The sequence below is a fragment of the Rhizobium deserti genome (assembly GCF_004358025.1).
Classification (GTDB): domain Bacteria; phylum Pseudomonadota; class Alphaproteobacteria; order Rhizobiales; family Rhizobiaceae; genus Neorhizobium; species Neorhizobium deserti.
Map to the genome: position 1 here is coordinate 312608 of NZ_SMTL01000002.1, position 15495 is coordinate 328102.

Here is a 15495-nt window from a genome sequence, read left to right on the forward strand (position 1 = left end):
AGTCATGCCCGTTGAAGCTCTCTACCGCGACGACTTCTATCTTTCGACAGCCGAAGCGGTGGTGACTTCCGTCCATCCGGATGGTGCCATCGAGCTTGACCGCACCTGCTTTTACGCGACGTCAGGCGGACAGCCAGGCGATACGGGCTTCCTCGAGCGCGCGGACGGCGAAAAGATTCAGCTGGGCGTCACCAGGCACGGCCCGACCAAAGACATGATCATCCATATGCCGCTTGATGGCGAAGCTCAGCCATTGGTGGGCGAGAAGGTGGTGATGCATATCAACTGGACCCGCCGCTACAAGCTGATGCGCATGCATACGGCCTGTCATCTGCTCTCCGTCGTCTGCCAATTCCCGATCACAGGTGCCGCGGTCGGCGAGGATGAATCCCGGGTCGACTTTGACATGAGCGAGGCGATCGACAAGGACGACGTGACGGCGCGGCTGATGGATCTCGTCCGGCAGAACCACCCGGTCACCCTGCAATGGATCACCGATGCCGAGCTTGCCGCCAATCCCGGCATTGTCAAATCCAAGAATGTTCGTCCTCCCATGGGCCTTGGGCGTGTCAGCCTTGTCTGCATCGGCCAAGACTCCAGCGTTGACAGCCAGCCCTGCGGCGGCACACATGTCTCCGAAACCCAGGAGGTCGGGGCGATTCACATCGCCAAGATCGAGAAAAAGGGCAAGGAAAACCGCCGCTTCCGTATCCGGTTCGGCGTGCCCGCCGCAGAAGCCTGAATTATCCGACAGGAGACCTATCATGAGCGAGACAAGCCGTTTCGTCGTTTCGTCCGAATGGCTCCACAATGAGCTCGGCAGCCCTGACTTGAGGATTGTCGATGCCTCCTTCTATCTGCCGGCGCAGAAACGTGATGCGGATGCGGAATATGCTGCCGGGCATATTCCCGGTGCCATGCGCTTCGATCACGATAAGGTCGCCAATCATTCGACCGGCCTGCCGCATATGGTACCGCCGCCGGAGGTCTTTGCCGAAGCGGTCGGCAAGATGGGCATCTGCGAAACTGACCGGGTCGTGATCTATGATGGTCCTGGCATTTTTTCCGCGCCTCGTGGCTGGTGGCTGTTCCGCATCATGGGCGCCAGACAGGTCTTCGTGCTCGACGGCGGCCTTGATGGATGGAAGTCAGAGGGTCGGCCTTTGGAGACCGAAGTTCCCTCGCCGACACCCTGCCAGTTCAACGCCGATCTGCGCGTCGACAAGGTCATCGACTTTCAGTCCATGCTTTCGATCGTCAGCGAAGGCACGAGCCAGATCGCGGATGCACGCAGCTTCGGTCGGTTTACCGGTTCGGAGCCGGAACCGCGGTCTGGCATGCGCTCCGGCCATATGCCTGGGGCCTTCAGCCTTGCATCCAGCACGTTCTCGGTCAACGGCAAGCTGAAGCCGCTTTCCGAGCTTCGCCAGGCTATCGAGGATGCGGGCATAGACTTCGGCAAGCCAATCGTGACGAGCTGCGGGTCCGGCATTACTGCCGCGATCATCACGCTCGCACTTGAGTCCCTCGGACATGAAGACAACGCTCTTTACGACGGCTCCTGGGCCGAATGGGGCAGCCGCCAAGATACGCCGATCGTTACCGGTCCAGCCCATCCGGATCGGGTTTAAGCCGCCATGGCCAAACTTCCCGCACCGCTCAAGGCGCATGTCACCAAGTTGGAGATGACAGCCCCTCCGAAGGCCAGCCTGCCCGTGCCGAGCAATATCCAGACTGCTATCATGCGGGCGCCGGAGATACCGCTCCATTATTACCGCTATCTTTACCGGCAGGTGGGCAAACGGTGGCACTGGTACAAGCGGCTGAAGATGAGCGATCCCGAATTGTCCGCGGCGATTCATGATCCGCGCGTGTCGGTGACGGTGCTTTATGTCAATGGCGCGCCGGCAGGCTTTTTCGAGCTCTTGAAGGAAAACGAAGAGGTAACCGAACTCTCTTACTTCGGCCTTTTCGAGCGGGCGATCGGACTTGGAATCGGCAAGTGGTTCCTGCTCCAGGCGCTTTATTCCGCTTGGCAGGACAATCCGGTCAAGGTCACGGTGACCACCAATACGCTCGACCATCCGCGGGCGCTGCAGCTCTATCAGATGATGGGTTTTTCGCCTGTCTCCACCTATGAGGCGTTCGTCCAACCCATGACGGATGCGGAGCTGTTGAAAGCACTGGACGGCTGAACCCGCGCAGGTTTCGGGTGGCGGTGCATGCGCGTGGGCGGCATGAAGAGGCGAGCCAACAGGAGTTCGCCGATGTCCATTATCTTCCAAGCCATGCCTGAACAAGACGCCGCCTATCTCTGGGCTGGCGGCGCCGATGCCTATGGGCGCCAGCCGGAAACCATGATGTCGGATGGACCCGGCTATCCATGCCGCCATTGCCTGCGGAATATCGGTTCGGGAGAGGGGTTGCTCGTCCTCGCCTATCGTCCCTTCCCCGAGCTTCAACCCTATGCTGAGACCGGGCCGATCTTTCTGCACAAAAAGCCTTGCAGCCGATATCATGCCGCCGAAGTCATGCCGCCTGTTCTTTCGAGCCCGGATTATATCGTGCGGGGCTATGGCTACAATGACAGGATCGTTTACGGCAGCGGCGCGGTGACGCCCGTAGAAATTATCCCATCACGTGCGCAGGAACTGCTCACCCGAGACGACATCGCCTACCTGCACGTGCGCTCTGCCCGTAACAACTGCTATCAGTGCCGGATTGATCGCGCCTGACTGATCCGACAAAAGGAAGACGCCCCGGCTGAAGCGGGGACGCCTTTGTCAAATCCCTTCGACGAGATTCAGTTGGCCGGTCGCTCCAGATCCTCGGCAATCTGCAGCAGTAGTTTCACCACCTCGCCTGTCTTGGCTTCGTCGGCCTGCAGCTTGCGGGCCACAACCTCCCGCAGGTTCAACATGGCCGCATCGACGCTGCGTGGCAGCATCGGGCCGGCGTCCGGGCCACGCTGCTGAGACCTTTCCTGCTTTTCGCGAATGCGCTCGGCGAATTGCGAGAGACGGTCGAGGATCATCGACGCAAAGCTGCGGTTCTCCTCGAGATAGGCGCGCCCTTCCTCAGTGATGGCATAACGCTTCTTGTTGCCATCCGCTTCCGAGACGACGTAACCAGCCTCTTCGAGGTAAGTCAGGGTGGGGTAGATGACGCCGGGGCTTGGAGCATAAAAGCCGTAGGTTAAGTCCTCGATGTGCTTGATGATCTCATAACCATGCCGCGGCTCCTTTTCGATCAGCGCCAGCACCACCAGCCGCAGGTCGCCCTGCATCAAGAACCGGCCGACACGACCCTCGCCGTCGTCACCAAATCCTCGGCCACCGGGGGCCCTCCCACCGCCGGGACCTCCCTTGCCGCCGCGGCCGCTAAACGGCCCGCCGCGCATAGCAAACATTTCCTCAAACGCGCGCCGGTCGCCGCTATTACGGCAGCCATGGCGTCCATCAAATCTCTGTCCAAACATGCTGTCTCCTTTAGACTATCTTTCGATATATCTAAAGATAGTGAACCCGCAGCGTCTGTCAATGGTTACGATATAACTAAGATGCATTTGATGGATGCGCTTAGGCCGTTGCGTAGGCGCATTCCATGGCTTCAGATGGCCGGCAGAGAGGTTAGCGAAGGGTCCGATATATCTTTTACGCGACGTTCAGCAGGCTTTCCGGCGCAGACACTTCATAGCCAAGCGCTTCCGCGACCGGCTTGCTGGTCACCCTGCCCTTATGGACGTTGAGCCCATTGCGCAAATGTCTGTCTTCGGCGATTGCACGCAATCCCCGGTCGGCGAGCGCCAGCCCGTGCTGAAGGGTCGCATTGTTGAGCGCATGGGCCGATGTGACCGGCACGGCGCCCGGCATGTTCGCGACGCAATAGTGGATAATGCCATCGACCTCGTAGACGGGCTCGGAATGCGTCGTTGCATGCGAGGTTTCGAAGCACCCCCCCTGATCGATGGCGACGTCGACCATGACCGCGCCTTGCCTCATGCCGGACAGCATATCGCGGCTGACGAGTTTTGGCGCGGCAGCGCCCGGTATCAGCACGGCGCCGATCACCAGATCGGCGGCAAAGACTTCCTCTTCCAGTGCGTCGATGGTGGAATAGCGCGTGTGGACGCGGCCATTGAAGAGGTCGTCCAACTGGCGAAGGCGCGGCAAGGAACGGTCCAGGATGCTCACATCGGCACCGAGCCCGACCGCCATGCGTGCAGCATGCAGGCCGACGACGCCGCCGCCGATGACGACGACCTTTGCCGGCAGCACGCCCGGCACGCCTCCCAGCAGGATGCCACGCCCGCCATTGGCCTTTTGAAGGGCGGTTGCGCCCGCTTGTATGGCCAGGCGCCCCGCCACTTCCGACATGGGCGCAAGCAGCGGCAGCCCGCCACGCTCGTCCGTCACTGTTTCATAGGCGACCGCCGTCACTCCGGAGGCAAGCAGTCCCTTGGTCTGTTCCGGATCAGGCGCAAGATGAAGGTAGGTATAAAGGATTTGGCCGTCGCGCAGCTGCGCCCATTCGCCCGGCTGCGGCTCCTTCACCTTCACCACCATATCGGAGCGCTCGAAGATTTCCTTGGCGCTGGCGACGATCCTTGCCCCTGCCGCGGCATAGGCACCATCATCGGCGCCTATGCCGGCGCCAGCCCCCGTCTCGATCAGAACCTCGTGGCCGTGCGCCACATATTCGCGCACCGCGCCGGGGGTCAGACCGACGCGATATTCATGGTTTTTGATTTCCTTCGGACATCCGACACGCATGCAGCGCTCCTTTCAATTGTGGCTTCGCCATTGATGTTCCCGCTTGCAAGCAAAGCAGAGGACGCAACGAATGTCCTTGCGAAGTAGGATTGCCGATGCGGCTGAATCGGTAAATGCTTGCACAGGGTAAGCATAAATTGGAAGGATCTTCGAATGCCTGGCTATGACGCCATCGATCTTGCGATCATGCGGACCTTGCAGGATCACGGCAGGATCTCCAATGCCGAGCTTGCCGAACGTATCGGCCTCTCCCCCTCCGCCTGCTCCAGGCGCTTGGACATACTCGAGAAGAACGGCACGATCAGCGGCTATCACGCGCGCCTTTCCAACAAGGCGCTCGATTTCAAGATGATGGTGATCGTGCACATTTCGCTGTCCGGACAGTTCGCCAAGACGCTGACGGAGTTCGAGGCGGCGGTGAAGCTTTGCCCTAATGTTCTCGTCTGCTACCTGATGTCGGGGGAGTACGACTACATCCTGCGCGTTGCGGCCAAGGATCTGGAGGATTACGAGCGCATCCACAGAGACTGGCTGTCGGCCCTGCCACATGTGGTCAAGATCAATTCGAGTTTTGCGCTCCGCGAGATCATCGACCGTCCCAATGTGGGACTGTGAAGGCGATCGGTCGAATTTTACCTGACGGGCTAAATATAATTCAATGCATTGTTGTTATTTTTCTGAACGGAAGCCAGGGGAAGGCCATGCTCAGCAAGAATATCGGAATGAAAAACCGCAGCGCACCGCGTGAGATCACGAGCATATCTGGCACGGTGAAATACTATAACCAGTTGACCAAGGGGCGCGTCGTCAACCTGTCGGAAACAGGCATGGCGCTTGACCTTCACGGTCCTTTTCACGCTGCCAGCGGTAGTTCCGTCCAGATCCAGAGCGACGAACTGGGCGTGCTGGAAGGCACGGTAAAATGGTTTCATCGCGGCCGGCTCGGCATCCAGTTCAAACCGAACTCGAATGCGGCCGCGCAGGTCGCCTCCTATTTCCGCTTCTTCCACCGCCGCCGCGTGCTGACCCGCTGAACTGCCGACACGGCTCGCGCCGCAGCCTCCCTAAGCCTCCTAGCCCCTCTGATTTTACGGGTGCAAGCGCATGAGAATGTGCTTAGGCTATCCCGTGGGAAACACGCGAGGGAGAATGTCATGTCGTTTCTAACCGGTTTCAAGCCCATGACCCGCCGCAGCCTGCTTGGCGGCGTGGCCGCATCCTCCGCCTTGGTCATGCTGCACCCCTTCGCGGCACGAGCGCAGGCCAATCAGGCCCATCTGCGCATCATGGAGACCACGGACATCCACGTCCACGTCTTCCCTTACGACTATTATGCCGACAAACCCAATGACACGCTCGGCCTTGCGCGCACCGCCTCCATCATCGATTCGATCCGCGCGGAAGCCGGTAATTCCATGCTGATCGACAATGGCGACTTCCTGCAGGGCAACCCTATGGGCGATTACATTGCCTATGAGCGGGGAATGAAGGAAGGCGACCAGCACCCGGTCGTCAAGGCGATGAACGTGCTCGGCTATGACGCCGGCACGCTCGGCAATCACGAATTCAACTACGGGCTCGACTTCCTCTTCAAGGTCCTTGCAGGCTCGAACTTTCCCTATGTCTGTGCGAATCTTACCAAAGGCATGCTCGCGTCCGATCCCAAAAAGGATGAACTCTTCCTGAAGCCTTACGTGATCGTCGAGAAGCAAATCCGCGACGGTTCAGGTGCGACAGCGCCAATGAAGGTAGGCTTCATCGGCTTCGTACCGCCGCAGATCATGACCTGGGATGCGAAGAACCTGGAGGGCGAGGCCCAAACGCGCGACATCGTCGATGCGGCCAAGGCTTGGGTGCCTGCCATGAAGGAGGAAGGCGCCGATATCGTCATCGCGCTGTCGCATTCCGGCATAGACGGCTCAGGCATGAGCGACCGCATGGAAAATGCATCGCTTTATCTCGCGGGCGTGGAAGGCATAGACGCGGTCTTCACGGGCCACCAGCATCTGGTCTTTCCCGGACCCAAGGATTTCGAAGGAATTGCCGGCGCCGACAACAAGAAGGGCAAGCTGATGGGCAAGCCTGCCGTCATGGCAGGCTTTTGGGGCTCACATATGGGCCTCATCGACCTGCTGCTCGAAAAGGACGGCAACAGCTGGAAGATCGTCGATTCGACATCCGAAGCACGACCGATTTACCATCGCGACGACAGCCGCAAGATCGTTGCCGATGTCAAGGACAAGCCGGAAATCGTGGCTGCGGCACGCGCCGAGCACGAGGCGACATTGGCCTATGTTCGCCGGCCGGTGGGCAAGACATCCGCACCTCTCTATTCCTATTTTGCACTGGTCGCGGACGATCCGTCCATTCAGATCGTTTCGAATGCCCAGACCTGGTACATCAAGAACCTGCTCAAGGACGGCCAGTACAAAGATTATCCAATCCTGTCCGCAGCGGCTCCCTTCAAGGCGGGCGGGCGTGGCGGCGCCGAATATTATACGGATGTCCCGGTGGGCGACATTGCCATCAAGAACGTTGCCGACCTTTATCTATATCCCAACACCGTGCAGGCGGTTCTGGTGAGCGGCGAGCAGGTCAGGAACTGGCTGGAAATGTCGGCAGGCATGTTCAACCAGGTGAAGGCCGGCACCAAGGATGCGCCGCTTTTGAACAATGATTTTCCATCGTACAATTACGACGTCATCGATGGCGTCACCTACCAGATCGACCTGTCGCAGCCGGTCCGCTTCGACAAGGACGGCAAGCTGATCAATCCGGATGCGCATCGCATTGCGGACCTGAAGTTCGATGGCAAGCTGATCGATCCGGCACAGAAATTCGTCGTCGTAACCAACAATTATCGGGCCGGAGGCGGCGGCAAATTCCCGGAAATTGCCGCCGACAAAGTCATTTTCGTAGGCCCGGACACCAACCGCGACGTCGTGGTCCGCTATATCGTCGACCAGGGCACGATCAACCCTTCTGCAGATGGCAACTGGTCGTTCAAGCCGCTGCCGGGCACCACGGCGATCTTTGAGACCGGCCCGAAGGCCCGCCACTTTGCCGGAGAGATCAAAGGGGCGAAGATCGAGGATGCCGGCGACGGCGAGAACGGTTTTGCGAAGTTCCGCCTGGTGCTTTAATACCGAGAAAAGGTCGCCTTCAGGCGGCCTTCTGCTCAACCTTGCCGATGCGGTCCAGCAGCATTTTCAGCTCGACCGGCGGCTTCTGCTCGATGCGCTTGTAATCACGCCCGCCCACGCTCCTGTCGACAAGTCGGAAGTCGTAGAGCGCCCTTCGAAGCAGGGCATAGTCCCCGAACGTATGCCACTGGGTCAGCAGGTCACCGATCTCGCGCTCCGCGAAGATCTGGCGCGGCGGCAACCGGGACCACAAGATCCAGAGGCAAAGCTCCTGGAGCGCGCGGCGACTGGGCCAGCGCAACAGACGTCCGTCGACGTTGAAGTAGCGGGCCACCTTGACGACACGCTGCAAGTTGGGAGCAGGAGCCAGCCCGGACTGCGTGACCGCATCCACGGGTGCTGGGGCGAACGAGGCTCGAAAATGTTGGTAGTTGCGGTAGCCTGCCGCCCTACAAACAAGGTTGAGCATTTCCACATGCCCCGGCTTGTGGTCGATCCTGCCCAGCTGTTGGTTCAGGGACTTTGCAAATGCCGATAAATCGGCAACGGCCATCGGAAAGATGGTTCTGGTCATCTCTTATCCTCTCAAGTGCCGATGATTGGATAGTCAATGATCGCCGGCTTTCGACACGTCGGCACAGGACGAGTGCTGAGGATCTTCAATAGCAGGTTTAGCTTCCCATTCGGGACGGCGATGCCTCGGTGACTGCTGACCGTATTCCACCTATAGCAGAGGCTACGGCAGGATCAACAGCCAACGCACCCATGCGCGGATGTCACTCGGCAGCCGTGCGCAACTTTTCTGCCTGCTCAAGGTTGAGCATGGCCGTAAAACTGGCTTCGCTCGGGCACATGGAAAGCGCCTGTCGAAAACCGTCGATCAGCCACAGCCCAGCCGGACCAAGCGGATTGGAAGCTTTGCGTAGCGCGTAGAGCGGGTATTGCCCCTGCTCGTAGGCGTCGAGTTCGAGCGCAACCAACTCGCCTCTACGGAGATCATCCCGTACCAGCGAGCCCGGCAATCCACCCCATCCAAGCCCACCCTTGATGAGCTGATGCTTGGTGGCGATATCGCTAACACGCCAGGTCTTGTAAGAAAGGACGTTGAAGTCTCGTCCCTTTGTTATCCCGGAGGCGTCCGTCACCACCAGCTGAACCTCTTCTCGCACGTCGGACAGCGTCAGCGGCCGTCGGAGCCTCGCGAGCGGATGATCCGGCGCGGCCACCGGGAACATGAACGAGTGACCTATCCGCTCCGAGATCAGCGAATCGTCGTGCTTCATCAGAGATCCGCCGATGCCGATGCCAGCTTTGCCGCTCATCACCATGTCCATGACCATGCCGAGTTCGCCGACATTGAGGTTCAAGGAAACACTCGGGAATTGCTTTCGGAAATCCTTGAGTTGCATGACGACAGCGTCGGACGGAACCATGACGCTGATCGCCAGTGAAACTTCCGCCTCCAATCCCTGCTTGATGCTCTTTGCGCGCGACCGCATGACCTGAAGGTCCGCGACGATCCGCCGCGCGTCCGTCAGCATCGCCCTTCCAGCCTCAGTCAGCCGAGGCTGGCGGGCGCCGCTGCGCTCGAAAAGCGTAACCTCAAGCTGGGCTTCCAGATTGGCGATCGTATAGCTGACGACCGACTGCGCCCGGTTCAGCAATCGCGATGCTGCCGAGAAGCTGCCCGTATCTGCAACTGCCAGAAAGACCTGAAGCTGGTCGAGGGTGGGATTGGCATCCATGGATCATCCATCCATTTTCTAGATAGTTAGCTTCTAGATTATCCCCATTCTCTCGATCGAGGTCCATACCTATTTTGTTTCTCGAAGCAGGCGGGATCAGCTCGCATGACCAAAGATTTCCAAGGGAAACAAAGATGTCTTCCATTCTTCTCGTGACCTCCAGCCCTCGGGGGGCCGAATCGCTTTCGACGAAGATCGCTACCGAATTTGTCGACAAGCTTACGAAGCAGAACCCGGGCAGCACCGTCGTCCACCGCGACCTTGGCAAGAGCCCGATCGCGCATCTTGATACGATTACGACTGCCGCCATCCGCAAGCCAGCCGACGCTCGCAATCCGGAAGAAGCCGCTGCCGCGGCGGAATCTGACAAGCTGGTTGCCGAACTGTTTGCCGCAGACACGATCGTGCTCGCCACCGGCCTCATCAACTTCAACATGTACTCGACGCTGAAGTCCTGGATCGACAATGTCGCGCGGGCCGGCCAGACCTTCCGCTACACGGCAGAAGGTCCGCAGGGTCTCGTCACCGGCAAGAAGGTCTATGTCGTCTTGTCGGCAGGCGGCATCTATTCGGAAGGCCCGGCTGTGTCCATGAACCACGCCATTCCATACCTCAAGACCGTGCTCGGTTTCATGGGCATGACCGAAGTCGAGGTCATCTATGTAGAGGGCACCGGCATGGGACCTGAGGCTGCCCAGAAGGCGATCGCCGCGGCGCAGGCTCGCACAGAGGAACTAGCTATGGCAGCCTAAGCGCCTGCCTGCCTCGATCCCAACACCGATCTACCATGGCGGCCGTGGACATTGTCCCGGCCGTCATTTTTTGCCTGGTAAAGCCGTTCGTCGGCAGTGCCGAGGAGAATATCGAATGCCTCCCCGTCCTCGGGCGCGGTCGCGACGCCGATGGAAACCGTAATTGCCTGCCCATCCGGACGTCTTAGCGAGTGACAGACGCTGGCTCTTAGCGCCTCGGCCAGTTCCACGGCCTGCGCATGATCTGTATCCGGCAGAACGAGAACGAATTCCTCTCCGCCGAAACGGGAGAGGTGATCTCGCGGACGGCAGCCCGCCTTCAGCCTTGCCGCCAGTTGTCGAAGCGTGTCGTCTCCCTCCAAGTGTCCGAAGAGGTCGTTCACTTCCTTGAACCAATCCGCATCAATGATCATCAAGCTCAGGCTTTTGCGCTGCTTCAGGCTTTCGTCGATCAGCGCAGGTGCATCCTTTTCCAGGCGGCTGCGACCATATACGCCGGTCAGCCCGTCCATGCCGCTGCTTTCGAGGAGCGCTTGATAGCGTTCGCGAAAGGTCAAGTCATTGAAGATGTCACCAATCTGCCGGCTGGACCTTACCATTCGCGGCATCTGCCCGAACTTCAAATAGGTTGCAAACATGATCGAATAGAGCAGGACGGCTAATAACTTAGCGTACCATCCTCCGAAGAAGACCGCAGGCGGCGCATCAAACAGGAAATGCAAGGCGGCGTAGAAGCCGACTTGGTCGAAACTCAGGACGATCGCGCCGGCGAGAGCAAACCTCAGAACGGTTAATCCGCGAAAAATCCGGCTCAGACGTTCATAGATCAGGATGATACCGATCGCATCTACATAGAGAAGAGCGGTGCCCCAGATCATCAGCCAGCCCATTTCGCTGAGGAAGCCCATATCGGCGGGACGACCGCCCGGCAGGGTCACCACCGGATGAGCTTGCAGGATCTGCGCGATCCCTACCGTCAGGAGATTGCCGAGGAAGAGGCCGTAGATCGGCTGGCGCACCGTAGCTGCGTCCTCCTTCATGTAAAGCAGCAGGATCAACATCAGCTTGCCGGCAAAGAAGATGGAGGACCCGGGCGATACAAGACCGAAGGGAAGCTCGACGTAGAAAACGGCCGCTAGGTATGTTTCCATGAAATGCATCACGCCGAGCGCGGCGAGAAAGACGCCGAGCCCGAGCTGACGGCGGAAATGCAGGAAGCCCGTCATGACGGAAAAATAGATCACCGCCTCGAGGCAGAATAGGCCGAGATTTGAGATCTGTACCGTCACGTCGCCTATTCCCGAACACGCCATGCCAGCACTTGCCTGGCTGGATCTTAATTGCCTGCCTATGCCAGAATTTGTTGTGGAGAAGCACCGGCGTGCGAGATGCCGGTGTCGAACGAGTCGCCATGAAATTCCGGAAGGCGGCGCGGCATGTTGCGCAGCCTCGTGGCGATTGCAGGATCCACCTCGCGCGCAACTTCGTCGACCTTCAGCGGCTTACCAAGGAGATAGCCCTGCAATTCGTGGCAGCCGGACTGCGCCAGGAAAAGCGCCTCCTCTATATGTTCGACGCCTTCTGCGACAATCTTCATGCCTAACCCGGCGCCGAGATCGATGATTGTGCGCACGATCACCTGCGCGTTCTCTGCAAGCCCGAGATTGCTGACAAAGCTCCGATCGATCTTGATCGTGTCGAACGGATAGCGGCTCAGATAGCTCAGCGACGAATAACCAGTGCCAAAATCATCCAGAGCGATATCCAGACCCATTTCTTTCAAGTCGTTGAGGATTTGGACGGCGCGTTTGTCGTCGTCGATCAACACGCTTTCCGTGATTTCAAGCTCCAAGCGGCGCGGGTCGGCGCCTGTCCGTTGAAGGAGCTCCGCAAGATTAGTGACAAAATCCGAGTGGCGGAACTGCAGCGAACTGACATTGACGCTAATGCGGCCATCCACCTGCTGCAGTAGACGGCAGGCTTCCGCCAGCACCCACTCGCCCAGCTTGATGATCTTGCCCGAAGCTTCGGCCACCGGAATGAAGTCGCCGGGACTGATCATGCCTCGCTTGGGGTGAAACCAGCGCAGCAGCCCTTCATAGCCGATAATGCTCGCGGAAGCGGCATCGACGCGCGGCTGCAGGTAGAGTTCGAACTCGCCGCGCTGTAGCGCAATTTCGAGATCCGCCTCAAGGATGCGGCGCTTCTCGATGAGCTCGTTCATGCCGCATTTAAAGACCCGACATGCGTTTCGCCCACCATTCTTAGCATGATAAAGGGCAACATCGGCGCAGCCGATAAGCGCGTCCATATCCTGTGCATGCTCAGGGAAATACGAGCCGCCGACACTGACGCTGATGCTGACCTGTTCGCCGAAGCCGACGTCGATCGGTTCCGCCATGGCAGCAAGGATGCGGCTGCCGAAGTCCTCGATCTGGCCGATATCGCTGACCTGTCCGAGGATCACGGCGAATTCGTCTCCTCCTAGCCGCACTGCTGTGTTTTGCTCGCCTGCTGCAACCGCCAGCCTTGCGGCCGTTTCGCGAATCACCGCGTCTCCCGCCTGATGCCCGTGAATGTCGTTAACGTCCTTGAACCGATCGAGGTCGATCATGATGACAGCGCAGCCAATGCCATCGCCTTGCCGCTCCATGAGACTCTTTAGCCGCTCGGCAAAAAGTACGCGGTTCGGCAAGCCAGTCAGCGGATCGTGCTGGGCGAGATAGCGTATGTGGCTTTCCGCCTGCTTGCGTTCGCGAAGATCCACGAAGCATCCGACTCGAGCCTTCTCGCCGCGATACAGAATATCCCGTCCACGACCCTGCACCGGAATGCGCTCTCCGTCCGGCCGCTCCACGACAATCTCATGGCTGTCATTGTCGTTCAGCTTCATCATCTCGGCAATGCGAATACCTTCGCCGTCGCGCAGGAATTCAAAAATCGAGCGGCCCAGCAGATCAGTCAAAGGAATGCCGACCAGCTGGCTCAGCTGCTCGTTGCCGTCGATTACTATGCCGTCCCGGTGAATGATGATCGCTTCGAATGTAGCACTGGCAAGAGTCGCTACGCGTTCCGCCTCTTCATGGTGGCGCCGCAGTTCCACCAGCTCACCGCGATTGCGCTCTTCGTCTTCAATATTGTCCATGAGTCGGTTGAAGAGCCCCGACAGCTTCTCCGCCTCGTCGCCCTTGTTCACCGTAAGTCGCTTCTTCAGGTCAGCATTTCCGTCCAGCAATTCGCTCAGAGCATCCTCAACATGGCCGACACCTAGCCGTGTCGCATGCTCGGCGACATTAAGGCCATTTCGCTCGTCCTCTGCCGACACGCGGATGTGCATCAGCCGGTCCAGAAGCTTGAAGAAGAGGTACCCGAGGCCGAAGGACCAATAGAAATTGATCCCGACGCCGACAATTTGCACATGCAGCTGCGCCAGGCGCCCCCCCGCCGGCAGCAGATCGACTGGCGCCAGAAGGGGAAGCATCAGCGTGCCGGCGACGCCGGCAAATGCATGAACGCCGATCGCACCGACGGCATCGTCGACGCGCAGCCTGCGCTCCACGAAGGCGTTACCGAAGATGGCGACGATCCCGCCAATCGCCCCAACCACAAGGGAGGCTGCAGGATCGAGGATATGGCATCCTGCGGTAACTGCGACCAAGCCTCCGAGCATGCCGGAATTGGATTTTTCAGGAAGGATAACTCCGTCCTGGAAGAAGCCAATGACATATCCGACACAGGCTCCCATGCCGCCGGCCAACACTGTGTTCATGATGATCGGCGCGACACCGTCGGAGGCGGACAAGGTCGAGCCGCCATTGAATCCGATCCAGCCGATGAACAGCAGCAGGGCGCCGGTCGTCGACAAAACGGGGCTATGGCCAGCAATGCGCACCGCAGTACCATCGGCTCTGAACTTGCCTATGCGTGGTCCGATGACCATGCAGGCTGCCAGCGAAATCCAGCCGCCCGTTGCGTGAACGACGGTGGAGCCGGCAAAATCCACGAACCCCATTTGCGCCAGAAAAGCGGATGCGTTGGGGAACAGAGCCGTGCCCCAAACCCAGTGAACGAAGACTGGGTAGATCAGGGCCGAAAGAAACAGGGAGCCGAAGACATAGGCTGCGAGCTTCATCCGCTCTGCCACGGCACCCGATACGATGGTGGCGGCTGTGCCGCAGAACATCACTTGAAAGACGAAGAAGGCGGCCTGGCCGGAGGTAACCTGATTGAGAAAATAAAACTCTTCTTGCGTACCGACGATGAAGCCGTCGGACCTTCCAAACGCGATCATGAAACCTATGGCGCTGAAGGCGACGACACCGAAGACGAAGTCGAGGAGGTTCTTCTGCGCTACGTTGATGGAATTCTTCGAACGGACCATGCCGGCTTCAAGAAGCAGAAAGCCGACCTGCATCATCATCACCAGGCCTGCGGCGACAAGCAGCCAGGTCTGATCCAGGCTCGACAGAGATTTGGCCATGCCCTCTGCCTCTGCCTCAGCCACGCTAGGACACAGCCCTGCAGCAAGCGCTCCAACTGCAATATGTTTGAAATATGCCCGGCGAGAACGCATTAGCCCGACCGCTGAAAAGCCTCATGAAACGGAGGCCAGCTTATGAGCCAAGGGCTTAATATTACGTGTTGGACGTATGCTGATGTTCAGATTCGGAGCGAAATCAGGCCGAACGGTTCTTTTCACCATCAGAAAATAGCGACGGCCCGTTCTGGTCGATGATTTGCTGCGCCTTGCGAACCGTGTATTCGACAGCATCGTCCATGGTCGAGAACATGTCGGCCCGCACGAAGGTCCGGGTCAGGATCTCGCCGTTGACGTCTTTCTCGATGCGGCCCGCCAGACGGAACTGGTTGCTCTCCCGCATTGGCGCCGCAAAGATCCGGCAGTCCCCGTAGATCTGCGGCTCTCGGTCAGGCGCGGGCGCCGATTCCGTCTTCGTGCCGCCCGAAAATTTGGAGAAAAGATTGGAAAGAAACGATGCCATAGCAGTTGCTAGCATATTCCGGCGAAGGTCGGAAGCACATCACCTAGCCAAATTTGCCGTTTCACCATAGCCTCCAAATCGCA

At 58.9% G+C, this 15495-nt stretch carries 15 protein-coding genes; 8 read left to right on the plus strand and 7 right to left on the minus strand.

What is annotated here, in order from left to right; all coding sequences use genetic code 11:
- Positions 1-4 precede the first annotated feature (4 nt).
- From E2F50_RS07870 to E2F50_RS07885, 4 genes are all read left to right on the plus strand, one after another.
- Positions 5-742, plus strand: coding sequence for an alanyl-tRNA editing protein (locus E2F50_RS07870; protein ID WP_133315600.1), 738 nt, complete (start codon positions 5-7; stop codon positions 740-742).
- 22 nt (positions 743-764) lie between these two features.
- Positions 765-1631, plus strand: coding sequence for a 3-mercaptopyruvate sulfurtransferase (gene sseA, locus E2F50_RS07875; protein ID WP_202615429.1), 867 nt, complete (start codon positions 765-767; stop codon positions 1629-1631).
- 6 nt (positions 1632-1637) lie between these two features.
- A complete protein-coding gene (locus E2F50_RS07880; RefSeq protein WP_133315601.1) occupies positions 1638-2195 on the plus strand; it encodes a GNAT family N-acetyltransferase in 558 nt (185 codons plus the stop codon).
- A 72-nt stretch (positions 2196-2267) separates the two neighbouring features.
- Positions 2268-2735 carry a DUF1203 domain-containing protein gene (locus tag E2F50_RS07885; RefSeq protein WP_133315602.1) on the plus strand — a complete coding sequence of 156 codons (468 nt, stop codon included), beginning with the start codon at positions 2268-2270 and terminating at the stop codon, positions 2733-2735.
- A gap of 68 nt (positions 2736-2803) precedes the next feature.
- Here the strand turns inward: E2F50_RS07885 and E2F50_RS07890 are convergent, their stop codons facing one another.
- Both E2F50_RS07890 and ald read right to left on the minus strand, forming a co-directional pair.
- Positions 2804-3478 (minus strand): PadR family transcriptional regulator, encoded by a 675-nt coding sequence (locus tag E2F50_RS07890; RefSeq protein ID WP_133315603.1) that lies wholly within the window; start codon positions 3476-3478, stop codon positions 2804-2806.
- Positions 3479-3653: 175 nt separating this feature from the next.
- Positions 3654-4772, minus strand: a complete 1119-nt coding sequence (gene ald, locus E2F50_RS07895; protein ID WP_133315604.1) for an alanine dehydrogenase — start codon at positions 4770-4772, stop codon at positions 3654-3656.
- A 153-nt stretch (positions 4773-4925) separates the two neighbouring features.
- On the opposite strand from ald, the gene E2F50_RS07900 reads away from it, so the two are divergent.
- The 3 genes from E2F50_RS07900 (at position 4926) to E2F50_RS07910 (ending at position 7915) form a co-directional block, all read left to right on the plus strand.
- Positions 4926-5387 (plus strand): Lrp/AsnC family transcriptional regulator, encoded by a 462-nt coding sequence (locus E2F50_RS07900; protein ID WP_133315605.1) that lies wholly within the window; start codon positions 4926-4928, stop codon positions 5385-5387.
- Between the two features lie 86 nt (positions 5388-5473).
- Positions 5474-5806: a PilZ domain-containing protein gene (locus tag E2F50_RS07905; RefSeq protein WP_133315606.1), complete on the plus strand. Its 333-nt coding sequence runs from the start codon at positions 5474-5476 to the stop codon at positions 5804-5806.
- Between the two features lie 120 nt (positions 5807-5926).
- Complete coding sequence (locus tag E2F50_RS07910) at positions 5927-7915, plus strand: bifunctional 2',3'-cyclic-nucleotide 2'-phosphodiesterase/3'-nucleotidase (RefSeq protein ID WP_133315607.1); 1989 nt, start codon at positions 5927-5929, stop codon at positions 7913-7915.
- 19 nt (positions 7916-7934) lie between these two features.
- On the opposite strand, the gene E2F50_RS07915 is transcribed toward E2F50_RS07910, so the two are convergent.
- Entirely contained in the window at positions 7935-8489 is a 555-nt protein-coding gene (locus E2F50_RS07915; protein ID WP_133315608.1) for a DUF2087 domain-containing protein, read from the minus strand.
- A 202-nt stretch (positions 8490-8691) separates the two neighbouring features.
- Positions 8692-9660 (minus strand): LysR family transcriptional regulator, encoded by a 969-nt coding sequence (locus E2F50_RS07920; RefSeq protein ID WP_133315609.1) that lies wholly within the window; start codon positions 9658-9660, stop codon positions 8692-8694.
- A 134-nt stretch (positions 9661-9794) separates the two neighbouring features.
- Here E2F50_RS07920 and E2F50_RS07925 point away from each other — a divergent pair, with 134 nt between their 5' ends.
- On the plus strand, positions 9795-10412 hold the full coding sequence (locus E2F50_RS07925) for an FMN-dependent NADH-azoreductase (protein ID WP_133315610.1): 618 nt from the start codon (positions 9795-9797) through the stop codon (positions 10410-10412).
- On the opposite strand, the gene E2F50_RS07930 is transcribed toward E2F50_RS07925, so the two are convergent.
- The 3 genes from E2F50_RS07930 to E2F50_RS07940 all read right to left on the minus strand — a co-directional run bounded on the left by E2F50_RS07930 (position 10409) and on the right by E2F50_RS07940 (position 15412).
- A complete protein-coding gene (locus tag E2F50_RS07930) occupies positions 10409-11638 on the minus strand; it encodes a GGDEF domain-containing protein (RefSeq protein WP_245515377.1) in 1230 nt (409 codons plus the stop codon). The two genes, E2F50_RS07925 and E2F50_RS07930, sit on opposite strands and share 4 nt — an antisense overlap.
- Before the next feature lie 122 nt (positions 11639-11760).
- Positions 11761-14892 carry an ammonium transporter gene (gene amt / locus E2F50_RS07935; protein ID WP_245515341.1) on the minus strand — a complete coding sequence of 1044 codons (3132 nt, stop codon included), beginning with the start codon at positions 14890-14892 and terminating at the stop codon, positions 11761-11763.
- Between the two features lie 196 nt (positions 14893-15088).
- On the minus strand, positions 15089-15412 hold the full coding sequence (locus E2F50_RS07940; RefSeq protein ID WP_133315613.1) for an HlyU family transcriptional regulator: 324 nt from the start codon (positions 15410-15412) through the stop codon (positions 15089-15091).
- Positions 15413-15495: the final 83 nt, after the last annotated feature.